Genomic DNA, 25,086 nt, shown 5'->3' with positions numbered 1-25,086 from the left:
GCTCCCTGCGGGTTCGGATGGCGTCGCGCGCCGCTATTCGGCGGCGCGCCGGCGCGTCGGCGCGTCTTCGAAACTAAAGAGTTCGTCCGCGCTCGCGGTGGCGCTGCCGGGCGTGCGCGCCGCGTCCAGCGCCTCCTGCGCGGCGTGGTCGGCGGGGTCGAAGAGCCGCTCGAGGAGGTCTTCATGAGCGGCTTGAACATACGCGCGGGCGGCGTTGGCGTCGGTCGCGCCGGCCGTCATCGACAGCCCCTCGACCGCCGCGGACGTCGCGCAGAACTGCTCCAGGAACCGCGCGAAGAGATGCATCTGACGGGCATGCAGCGTCTCGATCCGGACGATCCGCGCGGCCGTCTCAAGGGTTCTGAACGGCGTCGAGACGACGTCATGGAGCGCTTCGACGCGCGCGTTGAGCCGCGCGAGCTCCGCCACGATCGCCTCGAGCTGATGCCGCTGAGGCTCTCGCGAGCGCGCCGCCTCCGCGTCGGGATCGCGGCGTTCCGCGGCGATGCGCAGCGCTTCCCTGATGGCGCCGGAGACGTTTTTCTGCTGACCGAGCGTGGCGATGTCGGCCTCGCTCAGGCATACCGTGATGCGCCTGGCCGATGTGTTTCCGGCCGCCGTCACGAGACCATCCTCGTTGCTACGGCGCCCTTTTCGCTGGGGCCTCGCGCCGTTTTTTTCGGATTGCGGATGTGCCTGAGTACCCTGTCGAGCTGGGGTTCGTCGACTGTGTAGCGCAGCGTCTCAAGCATGATGACCACGGCGCGCGAGTGTTTCTCGTTACCAGCGCCCGCACAGGCCCTTATCCATTGCGCAAGCTCTTTCGTGACGCGCATCGAGATTACTACCGTATTGCCGATACGGTCCTTTTCTCCATCCAGCATTGCCTACATTCCTCATTCTGGCGAATGATGAGTGGTTTTGTCTGCGTTTGTGCTTGGATGATATTTTTACCATGTGCTTGGCGGCTCTGCACATGTAAACATGAAGTTCTAATCTCCCCCTAGATTAGAACGAGTCATGAGATCAATGACTTATGGCTATCGCCGGCCGTCTTGCCGCTTCCTGCGACAATCTGTCAACATCGACGGGGCTTGCGGCGCCAGGAACGCGGTTCTGGCGCCGCGCCGCGCCGGTGGATGGATTCGTTTTCGGGGGCCCGCGCCTCTTGTGTTGAAGCCGTTCGTAAATCTCGCGATTGTATGAGGTAGTATGACGGTGGCAAAAACCTCGCAGAACATCAATATCGCGTATTTTCAACAAACGCGCTTCTCGGCCTCGTCAGGGGCCTCAGGTGTGCCTCTCCATCAAAGGGGCCCCGCTCGCGGGGTATCACTGTGGGGTGGTTGTCGGGGGGTCAGGCGGGCCTGATGCGGCTGAAGTAGAACGGCTGCGGAAGCCGCTGAACCGCATCTGGCGCTATCGTCGTCGCTTTCGGAGCGCTGGTGGGGTCCTGTCCATGGCGCGTGTGGGCGATGCGAAGCGCTCGCGATAGCGACACTCACCCGCAAGGGCGGAGACCCGGCCCTTCGCCGGGGCTTCGTTCATGAGTGGCGCGGCGCCGCGGCCCGGAACGGGCTGCGGCGATCGCCCGGATGCTGGTTCAGGATGCGCAAGGCTGGCGGGATGAGCTGATGTGTCAGCATCGACGGTCGGGCGATCTGCAGCACAGCTTTGGTGTCGAGCGCGAGAGTAAGTGTGATCGGTTGAGCAACATAAGTCGGACTGCTTTAGGAAAGCGCGGCTGTTTGAGGCGGTCGGTCTGCGCGCCGAAAACGGGCGCAGGGTTCGATGCGCCATCGATGTCTCTGAGAGCGGGAAAGTCAGGCGCCGATGGGCGAGGCGACGTCGCTTTACGCCGTGTCGGATGCAGGACCGAAACGTCGCCAGCGCGGCGGCGGGCGACGACGGCGACGACAGCACCCGGCTTCAGCGCGGCGCGTTCGCGATCTCGCGCAGGACGTCGGCGTGGCATCGCTGGGGCGCGCATCAGCAGATGAGGTCCTTGCCGGCCAGTTCCCGGCGCGCGGCGGCGACGAGATGGGGCTGCGCGAGCAGCCAGTCTCGGTAGCGCCTGATGACCGTGTCGCGGTCGCCATCGCGGCCGATGACGAACGGGTTGCCGAACTTTGACGGCCGGCCGACGTAGACGGCGCCGGGCGCCGACTTGCCGACAGCACGGGCGTTGAGGGTTCGCGGCGAAGCGGTGGCTGCGGTCATGTCGTCGTCTTCCTTGTCCACGGCCGAGAGGATTCTCCGCCTCGGCGCCGTCGCCGCAGGTCTTGAGAGACGCGGCGGGGCGGAGAGTCCTTCGGGCGGACGCTGGACGTCGACGGCGAGATGGCCGGTTCGGCTGCGACGCGACGCGCTGCAGGCGCGTCGCGTTGGCGATGTCAGTCGAATTCGACGTCGCCGCAGCCGCAGGGGCAGCAGTTGTAGTCGAGGCCGTGCATGCAGAGGTCGTCGGTGGCTTCGAGCAGCCAGCCGGCTTGGACGTCGGGATCGTAGAAGCCGCGGTTGCGGGCGGCGGCGAGGAACGTGTCGCGCTGATCGCCCTCGAAGCGCTGGGCGTGTTGCAGGGACGCCGCGTTGGCGCGGGCGATGTAGAGTTCATAGGGCGCGCCGCGGGTGTCGGCGTCGATCTCGCGTTCGAGGTCGCTGAGCGCGGCGGCGATGTGGGGCGGGGTCATAGTGGGCTCCTCGACGGTGCGGTGGGTGACAGGAGTGCGGCGCTCGCCTCGGGCGCCGCGTCGCGTGGATCAGAAGGGCAGTTCGGCGAAGTCGATGTGCAGGCGGCCGAGTGCGACGAGTGCGGCGGCGCGGTCGTCTTCGGCGACGTCGTCGTCGAGCGGCGGCAGGTCCTCGTCGTCGCCGAGCGGCGCGATGACGATTTCGTCGTCGAGGATGGTGATGATGGGGGTCATGGTCGGCGTTCCTTGTGTTGGAGTGTCCACGGCCCGCACACACGCGCCGTGGTGCTGCCGCCCCGCCGCGCCCTGTTCATGGGGTCAAGGATCGGCGGAGCCGACGCGCGGAGCGCGCGAGCCGGCGGCGCGGTTTTTTTCTCGGGGGCTGTAGGCTCGGCCATCGCGCGGGCGGCTCATTGCGAAGTGCGCGCCGCGCGCGCTGTCCTCGCCGAAAAAAACCGTGTCGCCGGTGATGTGCTTGACGCCATGGGCGGGGGGTGGCCGCCGAGCCCGCCAGCTGTCGCGCGTCAGCGCGTCGGCGTCGCGGGCGAGGCTGGCAGCGACCACGGCGGGTGTGTGTGGTGGAAGAATGCCGGCGACCAGCCGGCATGCCTGCCGCAAAGCTGAGGCGTCGCGGCACAGGCGCGACGCCGACCGCCGACGAACACGCGGCCCTCTTTGGCCGCAGTTCGGCGGGGGTCAGCGTGCGGTCCGACGGGGGTTGAGCGTGGCGGGCGCTGGCCGTGAGGCCGCGCCCGGCGCGCGACCGCCCGTCGGGGAGGCCGCCGCGAGCGGCCGACAGGAGGAACCGCAGCCCCGGCGTGGCCGGGGCGAGGACTGCTGCAGGACTGCTGAAGGTCCGACGACCAGCGCTGTGCGGCCCTCGACGGGCCGCGCGGCGCTTGGATGCGGGCCGCAAGACGAAGGGCGCCTGGCTTGCGCCGGACGCCCATGCGTCGCTGTGATGGATTGCTTGGTCAGTCGGAGGGGGTGTCGGGACCGATGACGTGCTGCGCGCCGTCGCGCGGCAGCGTTTCGGGCGCCTCCGTGAGCCAGAGCTGGGGTTCTTCGTCGCGACACGGATCGCGTCTCGCGACGCCGTCGGCGGGGAGGTTGAGCGCTGCGATGGCGGCTTCGCGCGAGGCGAAGGCGCCGACGAACTGGGCGACGTTGGCGCGGTTGACGAGGCAGAAGTCTGTCATGGCGTCAGCCGTAGACGTAGAGGCCGGTGTGGCCGTCCCGAGAGAGCGGGACGAGGCGCGTCAGCGGCCCGAAGCTGTCGCGTTCGCCGTCGCGCCACCGACCGACTGTGAAGCCGAGCGTCTGCAGCGCCGGTGTGGCGACGTCGCGCTCCCAGTCTTCGTAGCGGTTGGCGTCGCAGTAGTCGGGGTGTTCGAAGGCTGCGGGGATCAGCGCCGCGAGGTCGCCGGCGTCTGGTTGTGTGAAGGCGGTGTTGGTCGGCATTGCGGTCATGGCGCGAGGCTCCTTGCTGTGGCCGTCGGCGCAGCGTGCCGTTGTGTCGGGGCTGCGGTGTGGCGAGGCCCGCCAGCGCGCGTCAGGGGCGCGCTGGCGGCTTGTTTGCGGGTCCGGTGGCGTCAGGCGCGGCCCTCCTCGCTGTCTTCGACGGGCGCGAGCTTGCCGCGCCGCGCCTTCGGCGTCTCGATCGGGGCCATCGCGTCGATCGGATCGAGCGGGTCGGGCGTCGCGGGGGCGGCCATGCCGCCGAGCCCGGCGAAGGGATCTCCCGCAATGCCGCCGGTCACGCGATTGGGGTCGGGACGGTTCCAGATGACGGCGAAGACGTCGTCGTCGTCCTGGTCGGCGGCGCGACCGAGGGTGGCGTAGATGGGCGCGGGCAGCTCGGGGTAGTCGAGCTTGACGGAGACGTAGGTCCCCTGCCCGTCGGTGCGCATCTTGATCCAGGCTGCGCCCATCTCGAACGGGCCGCCGTGATCGCCCGCGCCGTAGATGCGGTAGGCGGGCGCCTTGTCGCCGGTCGCGCCCGTCGGGCGGAACAGCGTCTTGCCGGTGTAGCTCTTGAGCTGGAGCGTGCCGGCGTAGGTTGCGTCGGAGCGACGGGTGACGGTGCCGATGGTGGCCATTGGGTTGGTTCCTTCGATGGAGGGGATGGACTCTCTTGCGAGCCGGAGGCGGCTCGCCTCGGCCCCGTGGGGCCTTTCGCTTTCGGGCGCCCGCCCCGGTTCGGGACGGACGCTTGCGCAGGCGCGGGTCAGGCGGCGTTGGCGAGACGGGCGAAGGGATCGCCGGCGGCGCCGGCGCGCGCCGGGTCTGGGCGGTTCCAGATGACGGCGAGGACGTCGTCGTCGTCCTGGTCGGCGAGCTGGCCGAGGGTGGCGTAGATGGGCGCGGGCAGCTCGGGGTAGTCGAGCTTGACCGAGACGTAGGTGCCCTGCCCGTCGGTGCGGGTTTTGGTCCAGGCGGCGCCCATCTCGAAGCGGCCGCCGCCGGCGGACTCGCCGTAGATGCGGAAGTCGGGCGCGGCGTCGGACCGCTTGGTCGCCGGCGCGAAGAGCACGCGGCCCGTGTAGGACTTCATTTCGAGCTTGCCGGTGATCGCGCCGTCGGCGGGACGGCGGGTGACGATGCCGAGAGTGGCCATGGGGGAGATCCTTTCGGGGAGGGGTTGAGCTTTCTTGCGAGCGCGGAGCGGCTCGCGAAGGCCGAACGGCCCTCTCGCTTTGCGGGGGGCGCGCGGTCGGGACGACGCGGCCGGCGGGGAGGCGCCGGCGCAGCAGTGGCGCCCCTGCCCTTTCGTCTGCGGGCCGCAAAAAAAAGCGACGCCCAGGCGCAGGGCCCGGGCGTCGCGTGTCGGTGATGCGGCTCAGGCCGCGCTTGCGGCGCCGCCATCCTTGCGGCCGACGCGCCAGACGGCGATGCGCTTGGCGGCGGCTTTCTGGATGAGGTTCAGCGTGATCCCGTTCGCTGGGTGGGCTGCGTCCTCGAAGGTGACGACGCCGGCGGGCTTCAGTTCGAGCGCGGCGTCGATCGCCTTGAAGGCGGCCTGTTTGCCGAGCGACCAGTTGGGCGTGACGGTGATCTGGTCGACGCCGCGCTGGGCGGCCCATTTGCGGGCGATGAGCTCGGCGCCGCGGGCGTTGCGGGTGACGACGACCATGTCAGGCCTGCGCTCGCGCAACCTGTCAAGCGCGACGAACACGGCGTCGACGTCGGTCCAGTCGACATGGCCGGTGACGATGAACTTCGGGCCCTGCGGATTGAGTTCGGCGACGCGCTGGTCGCGCTGCGCCCTCAGCATCGCGCGGGCGTCGATCTGGGCGGCGGTGACGCCGTGCCCGGTTCTGGAGCCGGAGCGGGGCAGCCAGGGGTCGCCCGTGGCCGTCGCGTAGGCCTCGGCCGCGGCTTCGCGGAAGGTCGAGAGCGCGTCGCGCAGGTCCTCCATGCGCTCCTGGGCGGTCATGGCGTCCTGCAGTTCGACGTCGCGGACTTCCGAGCCGTCCTGGGTGGACATGAGATCTCGGATCTCGGCGGCGTTGGCGTCGGACTTGCGCTCGAGCCGTTCGATTTCGCGGTGGACTGCGTTGACGACGCCCCAGCCGATGCTGGCGGCGACGTGGTTGAGGCCGCTCTCGGCGAGCGCCTCGAGGAAGCCCGCGACGGCGGCGTTGGCTATCTGGGCGATGGCGTCGTGGTCGGCGAGGGGCGGGACGTAGTCGTCGCCGGTCATGCCGAAGGCTTCGATGTCGTCGTAGATGCTCATGGCTGTGATCCTTGCGATGGGGCCGCTGCGGGCCGCCGGGATTGGGAGAGGCCTTTCTCTGCGCACGGGCGCGCGTGCGCCGGCTCTCACCGGCGCTTTCGCTTTCGGGGGTGAGCCGGGCGTCCGGCGTCAGGCCGTGAGCGCCGCGCTGCGGAGGCTCCGGCGGGCCCAGGCGATGTCGCTGACCGCCAGGCGCAGGACCGCGTCCTGTTCGTCCTCGTCGTGGTCGATGAGGAGCGTGACGGGTCCGAAGTCCTCGTCGCCGTCGATCTCGGGCGGCTCGAGCCCGTCAAGTTCGGGCAGGTCCTCGTCGTCGCCGAGCGGGGCGATGATGATCTCGTCGTCGGTGACGGTGATGATCGCGGTCATGGGAAGTCCCTCCGCGGAAGCCGACCGGGCGCTGCGCACGGTCTTCCTGCTATCCGTGAAGGGTCGCGACGAAGGCGGAAGGTTTGCGGAAAGCCCGTGAAACAATTGGTGATTTTCTCTTGGGAAAATCAGGAATTGTTTCAGCCGCAGGCCGAAAAAATCCAGCGAAGCGTCCACGCGCCTTCTTACTAAAAAACTGGCGCGATAGCGCCTCGACTGATCGCGTGGGTTTGATTTTTTCGGGGGCTTGGAGCGGGCCTTCCGCCCCTTCGTATCATCCGCACTTAGGATATGCTGGGAGGGCGTGCGTGCGTGCTGTGACGTCAGCCTGCGCCAGCGCGTCCGCACCGCAGCCGCCGGATGAACCCGGGCGCGGCGCCGGAGCGGAGCGTCGCCCTGCGCCCGCTTGGGGCGCGGGGCGACCGGAGCGCAGGCGCGGCGCTGGGGCCGGCGCGCGAGGACGGACGGCAAGCAGGCGGGCTCTCCCGCGCCGACGCCCGCGCGACTGCGCGCGGCGGCCACGGGCCGCCGGCGCTGGCTGAGGCCGTCGAAGCCTGCGGCGTGGCCGGGCCCCTCGATGGGGCCTGGCCGCGCAGTTTGGCGGCGTGGTGTTGCGGCGTGATGGTGATGCGATGCGCCTGCGATAGCGACACTCACCCGTGAGGGCGGAGACCCGGCCCTTCGCCGGGGCTCCGTTCATGAGTGGCGCGGCGCCGCGGCCCGGAACGGGACGTGGCGATCGCCCCGTTCGGCGCGTGGCGCAGCCTCGAGGCCGTCGAGATCGCCACTCTCGAATGGGTCGATTGGTTCAACAACCGCCGCCTTCTCGAACCCATCGGCAGCATGCCCCTGCCGAGGCCGAGGACCGCTACTACTCTGAACTCGAGGCCGGCGCCGTGGCGGCGTAGGCCTCAAAGAAACCGGCCTCCAGGAATCGCGGTGCGGTTCAATCTCGCATAGCAGCGCGAGGGCTGACCGTCTCCGGTGGCTGCATCCTGACAACTTCGTGGCCTCCCCGCCGCCTGATGGTGGTCTATCCAGCGCCACACAGGGGATCGAGCTTGCTCGACCTCGCCGGTGTCGCGTACTGTGGCCCAAGCGCCCGGGGCTTCAGGTTTGACACCGGAAGGTCAGATTTTTATCAAATAATGCTTTCGGAGAAAGCAACGACGGCCGTCGCACCTATTGGGCCGTTTTTGTATATGTCCTGCTCATCGATCCAACGAGTTACTCCGTTAGCATCGACCGACGCAAAGATGGCGTGCCACATGACGTAAGGTGGCGCCGTAGTCAGCAACGCGGACGCTTCTTCGCCGAACATGATTCCCTTTGCGTCGCCTACACCACGCACCTGTTTGCGGATGTGATCATGTGTCGTGATGATCATCACATAATTCGTGTCGTTTTCAAGACTGTAGGCAGTTGAAAGATGATCACTGCCATGAAACGCTTCGATACGAAACAGATTGTAAAATTTTGCCAGAACAAGAACGGCCTTTGGTTCGTCAGCATCTACTCCTGCAGCAGCGACGCGGTTCCCAAGTAATGTTTCAGGTTCATTCGCGACGTGCTTGAAGGCCTGGTAGATGCATTTCTGATTATCCTTCAACTTATTGTAAGTCGTTAAACCATTGCTAACGGTTTCGGATGTCTTGGGTGCCGTTTTCTTGCCTGGCATTGGAGTCTCCTTGTCACGCAGTTCTGAGCCAGGCGACGCAGTGCATGGCTTGGCGTTAGTCGAAGTCTGGATTTTGGCTTCCCATCAACAACAACACGCATTAAGGCGACGCTCTGCGTAAAAAATACGCGCCCTCAATGATTGAGTGAAACGCTCTCGCTGCGGCTTCAAATAACGCAGGCGCTTTAAGGGCGAGAGCTCGCGAAGCGGCGATGAACAACATGGAAAACATGCTCTGCTCCGAGGTTGAAGCGGCCCGGGCGGACACCGGCTCCATGCCGATTGATAACGCGACCAGCCCACTCTGGCGAAGCCGCCAAAAATGTGCCCCCCCGGAACGTTTTGCTATGCATGGCGCGCGCCGCCCTATGCGGGGTTCGGCCATTTGGTCGCCGCCGGCGACTATGTCGGCGATCTCGCGTCGCCGCGCGAGGGTTGACCGTCTGCGCCAGCAGCATTTCAACGCCTTCGTCGCCTCCCTTCCGCCTGATGATGATCTGTTCAGCGCGATACAGGAGAACGATGACGACCAACGTGGAGCGCCGTATCGCTGTGAAGGCTTACGCCTGCATCGCCGAGGTCGGCTGGCCTTACGTCGCGCGCGTCCGGGCGGCTGTGGCTGATGACGCCCGCCGTGGACGCCTGCGTAGCGGCAGGGCCTGCGCGCTCTGACGCGGCCTTCGCCAGCGCCCGCTGGCGGGCTGATTTGAGGGCGTGGCGCGAGCGCCGTGGATCAGCCGGCGTAGAGGCGCACGAGCGCCAGGGTCAGCCCGATGGCGCCGGCATAGATCGCGATGATCTGGAAGGAGGTTTGCCAGATGCTGGCGCGCAGCTCGCCCTTGAGGGTGGCGAACTCGTTTTCGACGGCGTTCATCCGGCTGAGGATGGCGTCGAGCTTGTCGTTGATCGAGCGGCTCTCGTCGGCGGTCATCGCGGTCTCCTGTCGGTTGGAAGGTAGCGCATCCGGCGGCTGCGTGCGACCGCCTGCGATGGATTGGTGCGAGAGCCCCGGCGCCGTGGGCGCCGGGGGCGGCCGCGTCAGCGGCCGGTCTCGGGGCGGTTCCAGATGATCGCGAGGACGTCGGCGTCGTCCTGGTCGGCGGCCTGGCCGAGGGTGGCGTAGACCGGCGCGGGCAACTCGGGGAAGTCGATCTTCAGCGAGATGTAGGTCCCCTGCCCGTCCGTCTTCGTGCGCACCCAGGCGGCGCCCATGTCGAAGCGCTTGCCGTTGTCGGCGCGGCCGTAGAGGCGGTAGTCGGGAGCGCGATCGTTGGCCTTTCTGGCGACCGGGATCATCCGGACCTTGTCGTTGTAGGATTTCATCTCGAGCGTGCCGTCGAAGCTGTCGTCGTCGTTGCGGTTGAGAAGGCCGATCTGCGCCATGGTCGTGATCTCCGTCCTTGCCGGGGGCCAATCCCTCCGGCGACGTCGGTCCGTGATGACGGGGCGGTCGCGCTCAGCATCCGAGGCCTTTCGGGGCCTCGGACCGGAGCATCGCGGAGGACCGCGGCTGCGCGGAAAAATGGCTTGCGCGAGGAGGACGGGCGTCTTCGACCGTCCGGGGATTTTTCTGCGCCTGCCGTGGTTGCAGGCGGGATCGCCCCGTCATAGGGCCGAAAGACGCGCCGGCGGATGGCTCCAGGCTGACGAGGGGATCGTCGTTGAGGCGCTGGTCGGCTTGCGTCGCCGTCATGGCGCTGCTGTTATGTCGGCGCTCGGGATGAACGTCGGGGAACGGCTCCGATAGAGGCGGCGCGGATAGCGCTTATTGCGGCGCCTGCGCCCTCCATGGCGCGGCGGCAGGCTCTGGGCTCGACATGGACGCCCGTGTCGGCGCAGACGTCATTGGCTGGGACCAAGGGGCTCGCCGTGCGGAGACGTCGTTCCGCCTGCCTCCTTCCGTCTACGCCGCCCTCGGTCGTGTTGGCGATCGCGGTCCTAGCGGTCGTCGTCAGCGATGTTGGTTGCGAAGCGCCGCGGCGATGGCGTCCGCCACGTTCTGTCCGACGACCTGGATGTCCAGCGCATCCTCGTCATGCTCGGACGCTGCGGCTTGCGCGAGGATGGTTTTGCGCCAGACGCTCGGCAGTCTGACGCGCATTGCCAAGGCGGCGCGAGGTTCCGTGCGGTTGCCGGTTACGTGGCCCCGGCCGATGCGGGCGCCGTCGAGAAGGATGGTGAACTTTCGGCAGCGCCCCTGCGGATGCTCGTCGACGGCGATGATGACGGCAGTCGTATAAAGCGGCGTGACGAAGACGCCGCGCCAGTTGTTGGCGTCATGCCGATGGAGCGTTCCGATTGATTTCATGAGCCAGGTCCGCGAAGTCGAGTCGACCCCGGAGGACGTGCGGTCTATGGGATGCCGTTCAACTCGTAGTCGCATAGAATACACGGTGTACGTGCATAATTTGCTCAATACACTTTTTCATGGTTGCGTTTATCTGCGCCGCGTGGGCGACGCTTGCATCGCCGCCTTCGCTCCCTCAATTATGCCGGGCGCGCTGTGACGGTTTCGTGTGGAGGCTCCATGGCGAAATCCGTGAATCCCGACAAGGGCGTCTTGATTGCGCGTGAACGTATTTACCCTGCCGCTGTTCAGCGTCACGTTCTGGCGGTGCTTCGCGATTTTCGCGAGATTGTGGCGCGCGAGCCTGAAAGGATTTCACCTACGGCGAGAGCCGACGACGTGGACGTCGTTTCGCCTTGCAAGGTGGTCGAAAAGCTTCTGGTGGTGCGGTTTATGGCCGTGTCGCCGCGTCGCGACGTGATGCACCAGTGGGTGCAGATGGGCGTGATGCACAACCTTGGCGTCGCGGCGGAGCGTCTGACGGACTATCGTCACGTCGTCGTGCCGTTTCTGCTCAACCAGGCGCTCAGCTACGGCGTGGGCTACCTCATCCGGCGGTCGACCACGCCGACCGAGCTGCTCGCCGTGATCGATGCGGCGATGCAGGACGTCGAGGCTGGCGGCCCGGCCGGCATATTCGCCATCTGCCTGCAGCCGCCTTACCCCGAGTATTGGGAGCCCGACGCGTTGTCGGCGCAGCTCAAGCGGCGCGGATGGCCGAAGCTGGTCGACGTGGAGCCGGAGAAGTAGCGCGGATCGTCGCGAGGGGGCTTGCGTGCTGGTGCAGCTGCGCATTGTCGTATGATATTATATGCGATTGTATGATACCGTGTCGTATCATACGATATCTTGTGATATCATACGGTTTAGTATCCTCTCATACCATGCGATACCCTTTCGTAGCGTAGCGTATCCATGCGTATGGTAGGTGGCGCTAACATATGATAGAGTAGCGTAACAATCGCCGTTGCGTCGGTTGGAGCGAGATCAGGAGGGATCATGCCGACGATCAGTTTCGCCAACTCGAAGGGCGGCAGCGGCAAGACGACGTCTGCGCTGTTGCTCGCGTGCGAACTGGCGCATTCGTCGTCTGTCACGCTGATCGACGCCGATCCGCGTCAGCCTGTGACGCGTTGGGCGGCGTTGTCGGAAAAACCGGCGTCGCTGACCATCGTCAGCAATGCGACGGAACGAACCGTGCTCGATCAGATCGAGGCGGCCGCGGTGCGCGATCCGTTTGTCATCGTCGATCTGGAAGGCACGGCGTCGCGTTTGACGAGTTACGCCATCAGCCAATCTGATCTCGTCATCGTTCCGATGAAGGAGCAGCAGCAGGACGCGTCCGCCGCATTGGACGTCATCGCCGAGATCCACCGAGACATGAAGGCGGTGCGCCGAGAGATCGATTACGCGGTGTTGTTCACGCAGTCCAAGGTCGTCGCCAAGAGCCGCACGGCGCGCCACATCGCCCGTCAGTTTCGCGAGAATGATCGCGTCGCGGTCTTTGACGTGGAAATCAACGAGCGCGACGCTTTTTCGGCGCTGTTCGCCGTCGGCGGTACGGTGCGCGATCTCGATCCGAAGTCGGTGAACAACCTCGCAGCCGCGATCGATAACGTCGCGGCGTTTGCGGCGGAGACCATTGAAAGGCTGCGCAAAGCCGCGGCTAAGCGAAAGGTGGCGTGATGTCGGAAGATCGCAAATCGCTGGATTTCGGGGTGTTGGAGGAGTTCAAGCCGCGTGCCCCAAGCCGCGAGCCGGACCGGGCGGCGGTCGATCGGGCTGCGGCGTTTCCAAGCCGCGAGCCCGCGGACGACGCGCAGATGAACATCCGCGCGTCGAAGGTTGAGATCGAGCGCTTCAAGGCGATGGCCAAAGCCGAGCGATACCGGCATGGCGAGTTTCTTGTGATCCTCATGGACGCCTATGAGCGCTCAGCCGCGCGGTAGCGGTGGTCAAGGCGCCGCCTTGCAGTCCTGGGCCGCCTGCAGCAGATAGTCTGCGCCGCGCTGGGCGTCCGCCGCCGCCTTGAGGATGAAGCGCTTGTCGCCGCGCAGGACCTTTAGCCAAGACTGTACATACGCGGCGTGGTCCTCTATGTGCGTTGGTGCGAAGCATAGATGCGCACCAAGCAAGGATGCAACAAGCTCAGCGTAGAGCTCGCCCAGGGCGTATGCTTCGTTGCCGAAACATTTGTCGCCATAATCGATGGCGAGCCGCTTCGGATGCTCCGTTGCGTGCGCCATCTCATGGATCATGACGGCGTAGTATTTTTCCGCGTCATGGAAGCGCCGGATTTTCGGCATGTGGATGGCGTCGAGCGCGCGGATGTAGCAGGCGCGGTCGCCGCCTGACTGGAACCCGACGCCGAGCCCGTCGCGCATGGCGTCGGTGATCTCCTGCAGCGCCGCGATGGGCCGTGCGCCGGCGTCTTCGTCGAGGTCGCGCTCGGGGTGGTAGCGCGCGGGCAGGCCGTCGACCTGGTCGGCGTTGAAGGCCGCGAAATGCTTCAGGAAGCGGTAGGCGCCGCCGTCCTCGCCGCCATTGTCGCCATCGACGCCTGATCGGCCTGCGCGGTCGCCGGCGTCGTCGGCGCGCTTGTCGCGGGCGACGCCGTAGTAGACGACCGTGGTCGATTTCTCGCCCTTGCGGACCTGTCCGCCGAGCTGGACCGCCTGATTGTAGCTCATCCAGTAGGGCGAGGCGTGGCCCTGCGCCATTGCGCGCAGGCCGAGAAGGAAGACGTTGATGCCGCGATAGGGCGTGCCGTCGTGGCGCAGCGGCAGGCCGCCGCCGGCGCAGGTCCAAGGCTTGCGCCACGGCAATTCGCCGCCGGCCTCCAGCAGCGCGATGATCTGGTCGGTGATCTCCTGCGCGATGTCGCGGCGCAGGGAGGGATCTGGCGTGAAGGCGCGTCGCGGCGCCCGGCGCCGGGCGGCGTCGAGGGGCATGGTCGTGCTCCATTATGGCGTGGCGTGGCGGGGAGGGGGGTCAGTCTTGGACGAGGTCGATCAGGCGCTCGGGCGACCGTCCGCGGCGCGGCATGACGAGCGTTTGACCGGTCTCGCGTTCGACGGCGTCGTATTCGGCGAGGAGGTCGGGCCGCAGCCGCGCCGCGCTCTTCAGGTCGGCGCGGCTCGCCATGAAGCAGAAGCTGCAGCTGCAACGGCTGAGTCCTGCCTCATAGACCCAGTGCGGGCGCTGTCCGGCGCTGCGGATGGTGAGAAACACGGCCTGCGCGCTGAGGCGGTGGATCGGCAGCCATGTGCGCCAGTCGCGTCCCGCCCTGGAGCCGCTGGCGTTACGCGCGAGTTCGGGTGCGTGGGCTCGGCGGGGCGACTCGTCGGCGCGCAGGCCGATGCAGCTTACGACGCGGCCGCCGTGCTCGCGGCGATCGCGCAGCCAGCGGCGCACCTCGCGTTCGATCGGGCCGCGCTTGAGGTCTGACGTGCATTGCCGTTGCGCCGGCGACGGCCATCGACCCCGTTCCCGCGTCATCGTCAGAAGATCGCGCCGCGCGGTCGCCACGACGAGCGGCAGGCCGCCGATCGTCGCGCGGATGTGCTCGATCGTACCGGGCCATTCGACGCGGCCGAGATGGGCGTGGAAGACCACGATGAGCTGGTCGGGGATGACCGTGCGCAGGCGCAAAAGCATCGCCTGGCTGTCCTTGCCGCCGGAATGGCTGACGGCGAAGAGCGCGCCTGCGTCGCGCAGGCGCAGGATGTCCGGCGGCGGCCACCGGGCGGGCGTGGGCGTGTTCATGTCGCGGCTCGGGGCTTGGGGCGCGGTGCGAGGCTCATCCGTCGCCCTGCGCGCCGCCGCGGCTGGCGGCGCGCAGGGCCCGGTCGCGGGTTATTCCGCGGCGATGGCGTCGACCGTCGGCGTCTCGGCGGCCGCGTCGTCGTCTTCCGCGAACTCCGGGTCCGTGGCGTCGGCGTCGGTCCGGTCGTCGCTCACGGGGCCGCCGACGGCGTCGTGGCGCATCACCGCCGGGACCCAGAAGTCCAGTCGCTGCAGCGTGGCGTCGTCGTAGCGGCTGCGGGTCTTGGCGTCGTTGAAGGCGGCGTGGACGGCGTCGACGAGATCGCCCTTCTTGGCCGCCATCAGCTGCCGTGCGACGTCGCCACCGAGGGTCTCCTGCACGATGTCGAGCAGGACGGGCTTGGCGAGCCGGGACAGGAAGTTGTCCTTCGTCGGCGTCCAGATCCGCCGGATCTCCGGTTGCGCGCAGGCGACGAGGTTGGCGGTGGCGTGGCCAAGCTCCTTCCACGACGTGGCGTAATCGGTCGGATTGATCTCGACCGGCAGCGCCGCCTTGACGCTTGTGGCGACCGCATCGGCGAGCAGCGCGTCGCGATCGGCGCTCGGAAGCGCCCGGAAGGCGGCGAAGGCTGCGGCCACGTCGAAGGGTCCGTCGTCGCCGCCGAGGGCGACGGTGGAGAGCGCGCCAGGCGTCGCGGCCATTTCCTCGTCGAAGCGCCAGCCGTCCTGCTTCAGCCGGGCGACGGCGCTGGTCAGCCGCAGTTCGAGCGCGCCGTGGCGCCAGCCATACGGGGCGCGCGCGTGCATCACGGTCTCGAACTCCAGCAGGTCGCGGGCGAGGGCGGGGTTCTCGGCCACGCTGAGCTGGAGCGCGCCCTTGAGGATGGTGCGCAGGTCGTCGCGCAGGGCGGCAGAGTAGGGGTCGCGCTTCGGCTTCGCCGCGTCGGCGTCGGGCCTCGGCGTCTCGCTGACCACGGTTTCGCCTGCGCCGATCTGGAAGACGGCGCGCACGACGGGCCCCGACGGCGCGTCGGGCGCGCCATCGCCGCCGGCGTCGTTGCGCGCGTCCTCGTCGCCTCCGCGATCAGCGTCTGCGCCGCCGCCGGCATCGTCGCGGCCCGGTTCATCGGCGGCGCGCGCCTTCGGCGTCATGTCGTCAGGGCGCTGCAGGCCAAGCTCGCCGCCAAGCTCGCCGTCGCGGTCGATCCAGAGCAGCACGCCGCCTTGCGCCTTCTGTGCGTCGGTCCAGGTCCGGGTCTTCTGTTCGAGCGCCTCCATCTCGGCTGCGAGCGCGTCGTAGGCCTCTTCGTCGAGCTCCTCGGACTCCATCTCCGCTTCGATGGCCTCCCAGCGCGCCTGATCGGCCTCGTCGAGCGCGATCTCGACGGCCGTCATGCGGCTCAAGCCGCGCATGGCGGCGTAGTTCTGCTCCAGCATGACGCCGGCCCATTTCCAGCCCTCGGCCGTGTAGGCGTCGGCGGCGGCGTGGAGCTTCTCGGTGGCGAGGCGCTGAACCAGCTCAGGGTCGCAGAAATACGCCCGGTCGCCGAACAGGTCCTCGTCGATGCGCCCGCCGGCGGCGAGATAGGCCTCGCGGCCGATGAAGACGGCATGGGGATGGGTGGCGGCGACGCGGTTCTCCGTCATCATCCGCCTTATGGCGTCGGCGCCGCGCTCCCAGTGGCCGGCGCGCGACCACGCTTCGAAGACTTCCGTCTGGCGCGCGGCGTCGTCGCTGACGCCGAAGGCCTGCGCCTGCTCGATGCTGAGCGCGCGCGCCTGGAAGGCGGCGAAGACGGGCTCGGCGAGCCGGCCGAGGCGCTCGCGCGCGCGGACATGGCGTTCGGTGCGCCCGAAGCTCGCCGCGATGGCCGCGACCTCCATGCCGTCGTCGATCAGCCGGGCGAAGGCGGCCGCCTCTTCGGCGGGGTTCATGGCCTCGCGCTCGATGTTCTCCATCAGGGAGAGCTCGAGCGCGATCTCCGGCCCGACCACCTTGCAGGCGATCCTGACGTCGCCGGGCGTGAGCCCCGCCTCGACATTGTGGGCGACGGCGAGCCAGCGCCGGCGGCCGGCGGCGATGTCGAAGCGGCCCTTCGGCTCCTCGACGACGATGAGGTTCTGGATCACGCCGGCGCGGGCGATGGTGGCGGCGAGCGGCTCGATCGGCGCGTCGCTCATCTGGCGCACGTTGTACTTGCCGGTGAAGTGCAGCTTGTCGAAGGCGATCTCACGGATCGCAGAGGTCTTCGCGGCCATGTCGGCCTCCTTGTCGATGCTGGGATGGACGCCGCCGGGGCCGGCGACGCGGGATCGCGATGCGGCGTCGCGCGCCGCAGCCGTCGTCATTCGGTGGTGATCTCGGCGATGACGCTGAGGCCGGGCCGCTCGTCATGCGGCCAGGTCTGGGTCAGGACGCGGCGCCGGCGCGCGTCGAAGAGCACGGCGCGGTCGAGGCCGTCCTGCAGCGTCGCCGCCGCGGCGCTGGCGACGGCGGCGCGCAGGTCGCGTTCGGGGATGCGCGCCGGCGGCGGGCCGAGGATCGCGGCGGCGGGCGAGCGACAGTGGGTCATGGGGCGGGCTCCTTTCTCTGGGCGCCGGCAGGGCGCGCAGGGAAGGGCCGGACCTCTGCCTTTTTCCGGGGTCTGGCGGCGCATCACGGCGCCCTAGAAGATCGTGAGCAGCGCGATCTGCTCCGCGCCGTACACTTTCAGGGCGCCGCAGCTTTCGCAGGGGTAGCGCTCCGCGTCGGGTTCGACGCCGTGGTTCTCTGCGCCGCAGTCGAGGCAGAAGCCGACGCCGTCTTCGTGTTGGGCGGCGTCAATGAGATCGTCGAGGCTGACGCCGGGCGGCAGGCCGCCAGCGGCGGCGGGGACGGATGCAGTCATGGAAGACGTCCTGTCGGCAGGCGCGCGGCGTCGGCCGCGATCGCAGGGGCGATGCGGGCGGCGCGCGCGGCGGTGGTTTGGGGTCGTGAAGGTGTTTGTTCGACCGGATTATCGGTTCGCCCGGGTTATCCGGCGCTCGGGATCATTCCGCATCGGCTTGTTGGGCGGCGAGGCGGGCGGTCTCGAAGGCGAGGATCGCCTTGAAGGCGCTTGCGTGGCGCACGACCGCGGCGAGGCTCTCGGGCGCATCCGGGCGCCAGCGTCCGATCACCAGCGCGTCGTCGGCGTCCGTGGCGTCGCAGAGCACCGTCCAGTCGCCGTCATCGGGCGCGTTGCGGAAGGCGCCGAGAACCGCGCGGCCCTCAAGCCGGCGCGGAACCGGCGCCCAGGGCCAGCGCTCGGGCGCGGTGGCGCCGAGGGCGGTGTGTGCGCGGGCCTCGTTCTTGGTCATCGGCCGGTCTCCTTGTCTCCATGAGAGCCGTCGCGGTCCGCCGCGCGGTGGCGCAGTCGCGGGTTGTCGGCCGCCACCGGCGGCGGGACCGCGATGTCGAGCGCCAGGCTGCGCGCCAGCGGGAAACGCTGGCCGGCGCCGTTGCGGATGGTGACGCAGCCGGAGACAGCGTCATCGTCGGCGACGATCACGTGGATCGAGAACGCGGGATCGTCGGGGTCGAAGGGTCGGTCGGCCGGGCCGGCGGCGTACCAGAAGCCGACGAGGGATGGCGCGGACGCGGTCATGATACTGAGCCCCGGCGGGGGATGAACTCCTCCAGCCGCAGCGGCGGCAGGACGGGCAGCCGGTCGCTGGAGGTCATGAGCGCGCCGGCGTCGTTTCCCTCCGGATCGGCCGATGGGTAGAGCGCGACGCCGTTGTCGAGCATCAGCACCGGCGGCCTCAGCGACCAGTGCAGGACGCGCCGCGTCTGGTCGCGGTCGGCGTAGACGACGTCGACGATGCGCCGGCCACGCAGCAGCTCTGCGGCGCGCGTCGTCCAGACCGTCTCGAAGCTGACGACGCTCATGGGGTGACCTCGGCGGGCGCCGCCGCCGCCGCATCGTCCTCAAACCACGCGAGCGCGTCCACGACCGGTCCGTCCCGGTCGAAGAGGACGTAATCGCAGGCGCGTTCGCGGGCGTAGGCCAGCACCGCCTCCAGGTCCTCTGGCCATGTCCGCAGTCCGGGCTCGCTGGCGACGTAGACCAGCCAGCCAAAGGGGCCGCGCAGGAAGGTCGTGGGCGCCTCGGCGTCCTCAAGGGCGTCGAGCGCGTCGCGCGTCGCGGGGCTGAGATGCCCCGTCGATGCGTCGAGCATGGGCCGCGCGACGCCGCCGCCCTCCGCCTCGAGCCAGTCTAGCCAGCCGAGGATGGTGCGCCCCAGGGCGACGTCGGCGCGCCACCGCTCGACGGAGCGGTCGGTTTCCGCGGACACGGCTGTCCCTTGATCGATGGCGCCGCCCATCATCCAGGGCTTGAGCGGGATCTCCGCCACCCAGTCCTGCAGCGACGGGATGCGGCCGAGATCCTCGCGGATGTGCTGCTCGGCGATCATCCGCACCGGGACCATGCGGCCGGCCCCGTTGTCGATGGCGCGCCCGTAGACGCGTTCGGCCTCGAATACGCCGAAAGCATGGTGGCGGCCGGCGCGATGGCGACGGTCCGCCGTCGCGATTTTGGTGGCGTCGAGCCACTCATGAATGGGCATGTAGGCGGTTGGATCACCGCCGAAGCGGCGCGCCGAGCTTTCGGCGTGATGGAGCGCGTGCGCCATGGATCAGCCCTCCCGCGACGCGGCTTCGGGATGGTGGTCAGGCGCCGCAGCCGTCGGTTCCGTCGGCGCATCGCCGTCATCGTCTCCCCACGCGGTGAACTCCGAGGTTCTGACGGTCTCCTCGTGTTCGCCGGTCAGCCGGTCGGGATCGTCCGCGACATGCCAGACGATGGAGCCGCTGGTCTCCACGTTCCCATCCCACCAATTGCCGACTTCCGCCGTGAGCGCCCAGCTCAGAAACGTCTCGGCGGCGGCGAAGAACGGCGTGTCGATTTCGATTTCGACGTAGCGGGCTTCGTCGGGGTTCCAGAGCTGGCCCGTCGTCTTGACGACGACGCGGCCGAGCACGTCCTGGGCGGCGACGGGTTGGGCGACAAGGCTCTCGAAGGCGCCGCTGTCGCCGCCTCCGGCGTAGTCGGCTTCGATGCTGGTCGCTTCAGCGGCGCGGGCCGCGGCGAGCAGCGCCGCGCGCAGCGTCGTCATCTCGGCCTCTTCGCGGGCCTTGGCCTCGCGCGCCTGCGCGGCCCAGTCGGCGGCGAGCTGATCGGTATGGCGGTCCATGGCGTCGGTCATGACGGCAAGTCCTCGTGGTCAGGAGCAATGAAGGGGAGGCGCCCGCAGGCGCGCGGCGTCAGGCGGCGGATCGGGACGGCGGCGACGTCGCCGCCGCATAGGGTCGGGACGTCCATGCCGAGGTGCGGACATGCAGCGGCCAGAGCTTGCCGAGGCGGCCGAAGATCGTCTCGGCCCGCGTCGCGAGCGCAGCCTGCGCCAGTGCGGCGAGGCCGGGTTCGAGGTCCTCGCGCACGGCGATCGTGACATGCGCGCGGCCGTAGCTGTCCTCGTGAAGCGTCAGCTCATGCAGGCGGTTGGCGGCGACGACGTTGGCGCGGTTGCGCCAGCGATCGCAGCTATGCCAGCTGGGCGTCAGGCACGAGAGCACGTCGTCCTCGAAGTCGCGCCAGATCTCGCAGCGGTCGTCGGGGTCGAGTAGATCGCCGTCCTCGAACGGCTCGGCGTAGACCGTGAGTCCGCCGGGGTCGCAGTAAAGGCCTTCGCCCATGACGCGCTCCTTGGGATGATCGGCGTTGGGGGAGGGGCGCGCGGCGCGGCGCTCAGCCGGCGCGCCGCTGCGGCTCGCGCCGCCAGGGCGCGGTCTCGAAGGGGCCCTTGGGGATGCGCAGGCTGAGGCGCAGCGCCAGGCGTTCGAAGATGAGTTCGGCCGAGGCCGTCAGCGACGCCGCCGCCAGCTTCGCCTCCACCGATCTCAGGTCCTGTCGCGCTGCGACCGTGACATGGGCGCGGCCGTATCCGTCCTCAAAGCTCGTGAGCTCGAAGAGACGATGGACGGCGAGCACGGTGGCGGGGCCCTTGGCGCGTCGCGTCGGCGTCCATTCATGGCCGAGCGCGGAGAGCAGGCGCGCCTCGTAGTCGGCCCAGACGGCGAGGCGCTCGGCGTCGCCGGCGCGCTCCGGCAGCGACGCCAGCGGCGCCGCGATGACGGTGACGCCGTGGGGATCGATGTGGTTGCGCTCACGCATGACGCGCCTCCTCGATCTCGTCGGGGAAGAGGATGCGCTCCTGGCCGCCTTCGGCGGGGCGGTAGTAGTCGCCGGCGCGATGCCAGCGGGCGTAGGCCAGCTCGGCCGTGGCGAAGTCTTCGCCGTAGAGCGTGGCGATGGCGGGTCGGCGTTCCGCGCGCACGCGAAACCGCCGCGCCGCCGGGGGAGGCGGGTCGTCGGGCATGGGTCGACTCCAGGGTTCGAGGGGTTCGCGCGCCTAGTATTCGTCGGCGCGCATGACGGTCAGGACGCGGTGGCAGCGCGCCGGATCGAGCGGCTCTTCGGCGCCGTATTCGCAGTCGGCGTTTTCGAAGTAGTCGATCTTGAAGAACCACTTCGCGCCGTCGTGCTCGATCGCGCCGAACTCGTGCTCGCCGTTGGGATCGTCGTCTTCGGGAAACTCGGCGTGACGCGCGACCGCCTGCATCAGGCGGAAGACGCGCGGCGCGTCGAGCGCCATCACGCCCTGCGTGACGACGAGCTGGCCGGGATAGGCGGGGTGTTGGCCGAGCGCGCGGCGGAAGGCGTCGTTCTGCTCGGCGAGCGTGGCGTGAGGCGGCGCGCCGGGGATGGCGGCGGCATGGGGGGCGGTGCGGGACGAGGGCGGCATGGGAGGACCTTTCTCTGCGGCCCGGGAGGGGCCGCGAGAGAGGGTCCGGCGCTTGAGCTTTATCGGGGCTGCTGCCCTGTTTCGCTCAGGGCGATACCGAGGATGACGGCCATCAGTCCGAGGATGATGCCGAGATGGCCGGTCATCGTGAGCGGCGTGATCTGGGGCCGCGCGGCGGCGGCGACGCCGCCGAGCGACATCAGCAGTCCTGCGCCGACGAGGAGGAGGGCGTCCATGGCGCCGTCACGCCATGAACACGAAACGCAGGAACGCCGCCGCCGCGAGGGCGAGGATCGCGCCGTTCATCCATTTCAGCAGACGGATGTCGCCGCCGAGGTCGGAGCGCGCCAGATCGATCTTGCCGTCGAGATCTGCGTGCAGGCGGTCGACTTTCCCGTCGAGCGCGCGCATGTCGGTTTTCAGGCCCGCGACGTCGTCGCGCAGCGCCTGCACATCGGCCTTGCTGGCGGTGTTGTCGCTGACCGCCAGGCCGAACGCGCCGACCATCGCCTCCGCCTGGGCTTCTTCGAAGCCGGCGGCCTTGAGTTCCTTGACGGCCTTGAGCGTGTCGAACGCCATCTGCATCTGAGCCTCCGTTGCGGGTTAATGTAGTCGATCGCGCAGCGTTTCGCGATGCGCGATCGCGGACCGTCCGGTCAGGGGCGTCGGCGGCCCTCGCCGACATGGGCGCCGAGGCGGCGAAGCGTCTCGAAGACGTAGGCCCGCGGAGCGAAGGAGAGCGCGTGCCACGGGCCCGGCTCGGCGGCGCGTCCGCAGGCGATCATCGGCGCGCGCATCAGCCCGCCGAGATCGGTCACGGGCCGCGTGTCGACCCAGGGCGCGCCGGCGACCATCGCCGCGAGCGCGGTGTGGCAATGGCGCAAGGAGTAGCCGCTGAGGGTTCCGCAGGTGTAGCTGGTCCTGTCGTCGCCGCGCGGTCTGCTCGAGTAGTGGACGCTGACGCCGTAGTTGCCGATGTGGACATGGCCGCCTTCGCAGCTTAGCGCCATCCGGATCGTTTTGAGCGCGCTCTGGATGCTGGCGCGTTGCGCTGCGCGGTCGCCGGCGTGCGGCGGCCAGTCCTTCGCGCCGAGGTTGAGAATGCGGTAGATCGCGACGTTCATCTGCGCCTCCTCACGAGTGGGCCCGGCCGTCGGGCTCAATGCCGACGAAGAGGCGGTCGGCGATCCAGCCATGGACCATGCCGGTGTCGCGCTCGCGCCTGAACGCGCCGAGATCGGGGAACCCGGCGAGTTCGAACCGTTCCCAGAGGTCGAGGATCTTCCGCGCCTGCGCGAGGTTCGGCAGATCGGCCGGCTCGGCGATGACGTCGAGCCAGCCGGGGCGCTCGGCGAAGATCCGCCGGAGGGCGTCCGCGCAGTCCCTGATCAGGTCGCGTCGGCCGAGGACGAGGCGCGCCGCGTCGGCGCTGACCCCGGCCGACCACCATGCCGGACCGTGGGCGGACATGATGCTGAACGGCAGCTGCAGCCGCGCCGTCTCCGCGAGCCACAGGCCGTCGCCCATGCGCGCGCTGACGGCGCAGATGTCCGGGGCGAGCATGGCCGCCTGCGCGACGGCGCCCCATGGCGACGGCGCGCCGGGTGCAGGCGGGGCGTCGCGGTCGATCCTTTGAGCGGCGAGAAGCGTCATCCTACGGCCTCCCCGTCCTGGCTGATCGTATGCCACACGCCGCCGATCCAGCCTTCGACGGAGCCGCTGCGATGGGAGCGGCGAAAGCCGGCGAGATCGACCGTCGCGTCAGGCGCGATCTGCGCCCTCAGGTCCTGGATGCGGCGGGTCTGGGCCGCGTTGACGACGCCGCAGGGCGCCGCCAGCGCGTCGAGCCAGTCGGGCTTCCAGCGGGCGAGCGCTGCGATGGCATGGCTGCGGGAGTTGTCGGTCGTGTGCAGTCCGAAGACGAGGAGCGGCGCCCAGATCTCGCAGTCCTCCTCCCACCATGTCCGGCCGTGCATCGGCTGGAGCGCGGCGGGCATGCGGGTCTGCGCCGCCGGCGAGAGCCAGGCGCCGCCATGGCTCGGCGTGGAGACGAAGACAACGTCCGGCGCGAGAACCTCGACGCCGTCGACGGCGCCCCAGGGGCTATTGCCGCCACGGCGCGGCGCGTCAGGCGGGGCGCTCAGGGGCGCGGTGTTGGTGCTGGTCATTGCGAAACGATCCTTTTGCGCCGCGTCGCCGCGGCCGGTTGACGGTGAGGGGGCAGGCGCTGCGCCGTCGCGAGACGGCGTCAGCGGGCCGCGAAGAGCGGCAGGTCGGAGCCTGCGGCATCAGTGGCGCGGGCCTCGGCGTCGCCGGTCGGGTCGATCGCCCATCCGGCGGCGGTGCGCTCGATGGAGGCGGCCGCGCCGTGGCGCGCGATGAAGGCGGCGTCGGCCGCCGCCTTGCGGGACTGGTGGAAATCGCTGGCGCGGTGGCCTGACGGACGCATGCACATCGCGCCGATGCGGGCCTTGCAGTCGGGGCAGGCGACCGCGAGGACCGGATGCGCGAACCCGCAGAAATCGCCGGCCGGGTCGTCGTCCGTCATCGACCGCCCGCCGGCGCGTCGCAGCGGCCGGCGATGCGTCTTCGAAGTTCGGCGACGCCGGCGGCGATGGGGTCGGCTTCGCCCTTGAAGGCGATCCAGAAGGCGAAGCGGTCGTGATGGTCGCGGCCCACGCCGGCCTGCGCCTCCAGCGCGCCGATCGTGCCGGGCGTCGGGTCGGGCGCGCCCATCACCACGCCTCCGCGCGGACTTCGGCGCGCCGCTCGTCCAGAAGCGCCGCGATCCTGGCGAAATCCGCGATGGCCGCGCTGCGCGAGGCGACGCCTTCCTCGCGCAGCTCCGCGATGATCTCGTCCAGCGTCCAGCATTCGACGATGAAGTCCCAGCCGTCCTTCCCGTAATGCGCCTGCGCATGGGCTGCGACGGCGGCCGCTATGGCCGCGAAGTCGACGCCGGAGGCGAAGACGCAGGCGTCAAGACAGCCGGTGATCCTGCGCACCGCGTCGGCGCGCCAGTGGCGGTAGGGCGTCTGCGCGGCGGGCGGCGGCTCCTCCGCCCCGAGGACGAGGCAGACGAGATCGCCGACATAGCCGGCGGCGTCGAAAGGGTTGTCGGGGAAGTCGAGCGCCTTGCGGCTTTCCCGGGGGCTGCGGGCGGTCACGCCGCCTGCTCCGTGTCGCCGTCGCGCATGTCGGCTTCGGCCGCTTCGCGCGCGGCGTCGTCGGCGGCGATGGCGGCGTCGACCGGGTCTGCGAAGATGTCGGCGTCGACGAAGGCGCACATGCCGCGGCCGAGCGAGGCGCCGGCGAGAAACCCGCGGCCGTGGTTGAGGCGCGCGACGATCGGCGTCCAGGCGTCGAGGCCGAATGCGCCGCGCCAGTCCTGCGCGCAGGTCCAGTGGGCGGCGGCCAGGCCGAAGCGCAGCCGGAACGAGGAGCCGGCTTCGTCCACGGCGGCGGCGTCGTGCGAAGAGACGTAGAAGCCGCGCCCACGGTTGGGCGGGCAGGGGCGCCAGCGGTAGGGACCGCAGGTCCGGCGGCTGCGGCGGCGCTCGGCGAGCGGGCGCCGATGATCCAGCATGACGATTTCGGTGAACATGGGGGAGAGGCCTTTCTCTGCAGGCGGCCATGGGGCCGCCCGGAGGGGAGGGCTCTTGCTCTTTGACGC

At 69.1% G+C, this 25,086-nt stretch carries 41 protein-coding genes and 1 pseudogene; 4 read left to right on the top strand and 38 right to left on the bottom strand.

The features are described 5' to 3' along the window. Nucleotides 1–33 precede the first annotated feature (33 nt). The 11 genes from BLW43_RS17620 to BLW43_RS23065 form a co-directional block, all read right to left on the bottom strand. The gene (locus BLW43_RS17620) at nt 34–624 is read right to left on the bottom strand and encodes a hypothetical protein (RefSeq protein ID WP_093255469.1); all 591 of its coding nucleotides are present in this window, start codon (nt 622–624) and stop codon (nt 34–36) included. Further along, a complete protein-coding gene (locus tag BLW43_RS23070) occupies nt 621–884 on the bottom strand; it encodes a hypothetical protein (protein WP_139284128.1) in 264 nt (87 codons plus the stop codon). The genes BLW43_RS17620 and BLW43_RS23070 overlap by 4 nt, the downstream gene beginning before the upstream one ends. Before the next feature lie 1,105 nt (nt 885–1,989). After that, on the bottom strand, nt 1,990–2,220 hold the full coding sequence (locus BLW43_RS17615) for a DUF4326 domain-containing protein (protein WP_093255482.1): 231 nt from the start codon (nt 2,218–2,220) through the stop codon (nt 1,990–1,992). A gap of 173 nt (nt 2,221–2,393) precedes the next feature. Further along, nucleotides 2,394–2,690 carry a hypothetical protein gene (locus tag BLW43_RS17610; protein ID WP_093255467.1) on the bottom strand — a complete coding sequence of 99 codons (297 nt, stop codon included), beginning with the start codon at nt 2,688–2,690 and terminating at the stop codon, nt 2,394–2,396. A gap of 69 nt (nt 2,691–2,759) precedes the next feature. Further along, the gene (locus BLW43_RS23695; RefSeq protein ID WP_175478979.1) at nt 2,760–2,924 is read right to left on the bottom strand and encodes a hypothetical protein; all 165 of its coding nucleotides are present in this window, start codon (nt 2,922–2,924) and stop codon (nt 2,760–2,762) included. Between the two features lie 740 nt (nt 2,925–3,664). Then, nucleotides 3,665–3,889: a hypothetical protein gene (locus tag BLW43_RS17600; RefSeq protein WP_093255465.1), complete on the bottom strand. Its 225-nt coding sequence runs from the start codon at nt 3,887–3,889 to the stop codon at nt 3,665–3,667. A 4-nt stretch (nt 3,890–3,893) separates the two neighbouring features. Further along, nucleotides 3,894–4,160: a hypothetical protein gene (locus BLW43_RS17595; RefSeq protein WP_093255464.1), complete on the bottom strand. Its 267-nt coding sequence runs from the start codon at nt 4,158–4,160 to the stop codon at nt 3,894–3,896. A gap of 122 nt (nt 4,161–4,282) precedes the next feature. Next, complete coding sequence (locus BLW43_RS17590) at nt 4,283–4,789, bottom strand: DUF736 domain-containing protein (RefSeq protein WP_093255463.1); 507 nt, start codon at nt 4,787–4,789, stop codon at nt 4,283–4,285. Between the two features lie 128 nt (nt 4,790–4,917). Then, complete coding sequence (locus tag BLW43_RS17585) at nt 4,918–5,307, bottom strand: DUF736 domain-containing protein (RefSeq protein ID WP_093255461.1); 390 nt, start codon at nt 5,305–5,307, stop codon at nt 4,918–4,920. Nucleotides 5,308–5,529: 222 nt separating this feature from the next. Next, entirely contained in the window at nt 5,530–6,426 is an 897-nt protein-coding gene (locus tag BLW43_RS17580; RefSeq protein WP_093255460.1) for an SLOG family protein, read from the bottom strand. Between the two features lie 129 nt (nt 6,427–6,555). Further along, on the bottom strand, nt 6,556–6,972 hold the full coding sequence (locus BLW43_RS23065) for a hypothetical protein (RefSeq protein ID WP_139284127.1): 417 nt from the start codon (nt 6,970–6,972) through the stop codon (nt 6,556–6,558). Nucleotides 6,973–7,545: 573 nt separating this feature from the next. Between BLW43_RS23065 and BLW43_RS23060 the strand changes: the two are divergent. Beyond that, nucleotides 7,546–7,703, top strand: a pseudogene (locus BLW43_RS23060) (IS3 family transposase); the annotation flags it as partial. A 233-nt stretch (nt 7,704–7,936) separates the two neighbouring features. Here the strand turns inward: BLW43_RS23060 and BLW43_RS23055 are convergent. The 4 genes from BLW43_RS23055 to BLW43_RS17560 form a co-directional block, all read right to left on the bottom strand. Further along, nucleotides 7,937–8,473, bottom strand: coding sequence for a hypothetical protein (locus tag BLW43_RS23055; protein WP_139284126.1), 537 nt, complete (start codon nt 8,471–8,473; stop codon nt 7,937–7,939). Between the two features lie 733 nt (nt 8,474–9,206). Beyond that, the gene (locus tag BLW43_RS17570; protein WP_093255458.1) at nt 9,207–9,404 is read right to left on the bottom strand and encodes a hypothetical protein; all 198 of its coding nucleotides are present in this window, start codon (nt 9,402–9,404) and stop codon (nt 9,207–9,209) included. 107 nt (nt 9,405–9,511) lie between these two features. Further along, nucleotides 9,512–9,856, bottom strand: coding sequence for a DUF736 domain-containing protein (locus tag BLW43_RS17565; protein ID WP_093255456.1), 345 nt, complete (start codon nt 9,854–9,856; stop codon nt 9,512–9,514). Between the two features lie 568 nt (nt 9,857–10,424). Then, nucleotides 10,425–10,781: a hypothetical protein gene (locus BLW43_RS17560; protein ID WP_093255455.1), complete on the bottom strand. Its 357-nt coding sequence runs from the start codon at nt 10,779–10,781 to the stop codon at nt 10,425–10,427. A gap of 219 nt (nt 10,782–11,000) precedes the next feature. Between BLW43_RS17560 and BLW43_RS17555 the strand changes: the two genes are divergently transcribed. From BLW43_RS17555 to BLW43_RS17545, 3 genes are all read left to right on the top strand, one after another. Next, nucleotides 11,001–11,570, top strand: a complete 570-nt coding sequence (locus BLW43_RS17555; protein ID WP_139284125.1) for a hypothetical protein — start codon at nt 11,001–11,003, stop codon at nt 11,568–11,570. A gap of 249 nt (nt 11,571–11,819) precedes the next feature. Continuing rightward, on the top strand, nt 11,820–12,506 hold the full coding sequence (locus BLW43_RS17550) for a ParA family protein (RefSeq protein ID WP_093255452.1): 687 nt from the start codon (nt 11,820–11,822) through the stop codon (nt 12,504–12,506). After that, entirely contained in the window at nt 12,506–12,769 is a 264-nt protein-coding gene (locus BLW43_RS17545) for a hypothetical protein (protein ID WP_093255450.1), read from the top strand. The genes BLW43_RS17550 and BLW43_RS17545 overlap by 1 nt, the downstream gene beginning before the upstream one ends. A gap of 6 nt (nt 12,770–12,775) precedes the next feature. On the opposite strand, the gene BLW43_RS17540 is transcribed toward BLW43_RS17545, so the two are convergent. From BLW43_RS17540 to BLW43_RS17435, 23 genes are all read right to left on the bottom strand, one after another. Then, the gene (locus tag BLW43_RS17540; RefSeq protein WP_093255447.1) at nt 12,776–13,771 is read right to left on the bottom strand and encodes an ArdC family protein; all 996 of its coding nucleotides are present in this window, start codon (nt 13,769–13,771) and stop codon (nt 12,776–12,778) included. Between the two features lie 40 nt (nt 13,772–13,811). Then, on the bottom strand, nt 13,812–14,585 hold the full coding sequence (locus tag BLW43_RS17535; RefSeq protein ID WP_093255445.1) for a phosphoadenosine phosphosulfate reductase domain-containing protein: 774 nt from the start codon (nt 14,583–14,585) through the stop codon (nt 13,812–13,814). A gap of 90 nt (nt 14,586–14,675) precedes the next feature. Further along, nucleotides 14,676–16,934 carry a ParB/RepB/Spo0J family partition protein gene (locus tag BLW43_RS17530; protein WP_093255443.1) on the bottom strand — a complete coding sequence of 753 codons (2,259 nt, stop codon included), beginning with the start codon at nt 16,932–16,934 and terminating at the stop codon, nt 14,676–14,678. After that, nucleotides 16,931–17,158 carry a hypothetical protein gene (locus BLW43_RS17525; protein WP_093255441.1) on the bottom strand — a complete coding sequence of 76 codons (228 nt, stop codon included), beginning with the start codon at nt 17,156–17,158 and terminating at the stop codon, nt 16,931–16,933. Before BLW43_RS17525 ends, BLW43_RS17530 begins: the two co-directional genes overlap by 4 nt. A gap of 93 nt (nt 17,159–17,251) precedes the next feature. After that, nucleotides 17,252–17,473, bottom strand: coding sequence for a hypothetical protein (locus tag BLW43_RS17520; RefSeq protein WP_093255439.1), 222 nt, complete (start codon nt 17,471–17,473; stop codon nt 17,252–17,254). A gap of 142 nt (nt 17,474–17,615) precedes the next feature. Continuing rightward, on the bottom strand, nt 17,616–17,924 hold the full coding sequence (locus BLW43_RS17515; protein ID WP_093255437.1) for a hypothetical protein: 309 nt from the start codon (nt 17,922–17,924) through the stop codon (nt 17,616–17,618). Continuing rightward, on the bottom strand, nt 17,921–18,211 hold the full coding sequence (locus BLW43_RS17510) for a hypothetical protein (protein WP_093255435.1): 291 nt from the start codon (nt 18,209–18,211) through the stop codon (nt 17,921–17,923). The genes BLW43_RS17515 and BLW43_RS17510 overlap by 4 nt, the downstream gene beginning before the upstream one ends. Then, nucleotides 18,208–18,495 (bottom strand): hypothetical protein, encoded by a 288-nt coding sequence (locus BLW43_RS17505; protein ID WP_093255433.1) that lies wholly within the window; start codon nt 18,493–18,495, stop codon nt 18,208–18,210. Before BLW43_RS17505 ends, BLW43_RS17510 begins: the two co-directional genes overlap by 4 nt. Continuing rightward, nucleotides 18,492–19,241: a DUF6915 family protein gene (locus tag BLW43_RS24415; protein WP_245731108.1), complete on the bottom strand. Its 750-nt coding sequence runs from the start codon at nt 19,239–19,241 to the stop codon at nt 18,492–18,494. The genes BLW43_RS17505 and BLW43_RS24415 overlap by 4 nt, the downstream gene beginning before the upstream one ends. A gap of 3 nt (nt 19,242–19,244) precedes the next feature. Continuing rightward, on the bottom strand, nt 19,245–19,814 hold the full coding sequence (locus BLW43_RS17495) for a DUF6878 family protein (protein WP_093255431.1): 570 nt from the start codon (nt 19,812–19,814) through the stop codon (nt 19,245–19,247). 58 nt (nt 19,815–19,872) lie between these two features. Then, nucleotides 19,873–20,304, bottom strand: coding sequence for a hypothetical protein (locus tag BLW43_RS17490; RefSeq protein WP_093255429.1), 432 nt, complete (start codon nt 20,302–20,304; stop codon nt 19,873–19,875). 52 nt (nt 20,305–20,356) lie between these two features. Then, entirely contained in the window at nt 20,357–20,782 is a 426-nt protein-coding gene (locus BLW43_RS17485) for a hypothetical protein (protein WP_093255428.1), read from the bottom strand. Next, entirely contained in the window at nt 20,775–20,987 is a 213-nt protein-coding gene (locus BLW43_RS17480; protein WP_093255426.1) for a hypothetical protein, read from the bottom strand. Before BLW43_RS17480 ends, BLW43_RS17485 begins: the two co-directional genes overlap by 8 nt. A 33-nt stretch (nt 20,988–21,020) precedes the next feature. Then, entirely contained in the window at nt 21,021–21,413 is a 393-nt protein-coding gene (locus BLW43_RS17475; RefSeq protein ID WP_093255424.1) for a DUF3768 domain-containing protein, read from the bottom strand. A gap of 59 nt (nt 21,414–21,472) precedes the next feature. Further along, complete coding sequence (locus BLW43_RS23690) at nt 21,473–21,649, bottom strand: hypothetical protein (protein ID WP_175478978.1); 177 nt, start codon at nt 21,647–21,649, stop codon at nt 21,473–21,475. Nucleotides 21,650–21,656: 7 nt separating this feature from the next. Further along, a complete protein-coding gene (locus BLW43_RS17470) occupies nt 21,657–21,998 on the bottom strand; it encodes a CCDC90 family protein (protein ID WP_093255423.1) in 342 nt (113 codons plus the stop codon). Between the two features lie 71 nt (nt 21,999–22,069). Continuing rightward, nucleotides 22,070–22,537, bottom strand: coding sequence for a hypothetical protein (locus BLW43_RS17465; protein WP_093255422.1), 468 nt, complete (start codon nt 22,535–22,537; stop codon nt 22,070–22,072). 10 nt (nt 22,538–22,547) lie between these two features. Continuing rightward, complete coding sequence (locus BLW43_RS23685) at nt 22,548–23,066, bottom strand: hypothetical protein (protein ID WP_093255420.1); 519 nt, start codon at nt 23,064–23,066, stop codon at nt 22,548–22,550. Continuing rightward, on the bottom strand, nt 23,063–23,581 hold the full coding sequence (locus tag BLW43_RS17455) for a DUF7007 domain-containing protein (RefSeq protein ID WP_093255419.1): 519 nt from the start codon (nt 23,579–23,581) through the stop codon (nt 23,063–23,065). Before BLW43_RS17455 ends, BLW43_RS23685 begins: the two co-directional genes overlap by 4 nt. Before the next feature lie 80 nt (nt 23,582–23,661). Continuing rightward, a complete protein-coding gene (locus tag BLW43_RS17450) occupies nt 23,662–23,961 on the bottom strand; it encodes a zinc finger domain-containing protein (RefSeq protein WP_175478977.1) in 300 nt (99 codons plus the stop codon). Next, on the bottom strand, nt 23,958–24,149 hold the full coding sequence (locus BLW43_RS17445; RefSeq protein WP_093255417.1) for a hypothetical protein: 192 nt from the start codon (nt 24,147–24,149) through the stop codon (nt 23,958–23,960). Before BLW43_RS17445 ends, BLW43_RS17450 begins: the two co-directional genes overlap by 4 nt. Beyond that, nucleotides 24,149–24,580, bottom strand: a complete 432-nt coding sequence (locus tag BLW43_RS17440; RefSeq protein WP_093255416.1) for a hypothetical protein — start codon at nt 24,578–24,580, stop codon at nt 24,149–24,151. Before BLW43_RS17440 ends, BLW43_RS17445 begins: the two co-directional genes overlap by 1 nt. Next, nucleotides 24,577–24,999: a hypothetical protein gene (locus tag BLW43_RS17435; RefSeq protein WP_139284123.1), complete on the bottom strand. Its 423-nt coding sequence runs from the start codon at nt 24,997–24,999 to the stop codon at nt 24,577–24,579. Before BLW43_RS17435 ends, BLW43_RS17440 begins: the two co-directional genes overlap by 4 nt. Between the last annotated feature and the right edge of the window lie 87 nt (nt 25,000–25,086).

Origin of the sequence: Rubrimonas cliftonensis (assembly GCF_900107585.1) — a bacterium.
GTDB classification, from domain to species: domain Bacteria; phylum Pseudomonadota; class Alphaproteobacteria; order Rhodobacterales; family Rhodobacteraceae; genus Rubrimonas; species Rubrimonas cliftonensis.
This window is presented reverse-complemented; position numbering and strand designations above follow the sequence as displayed.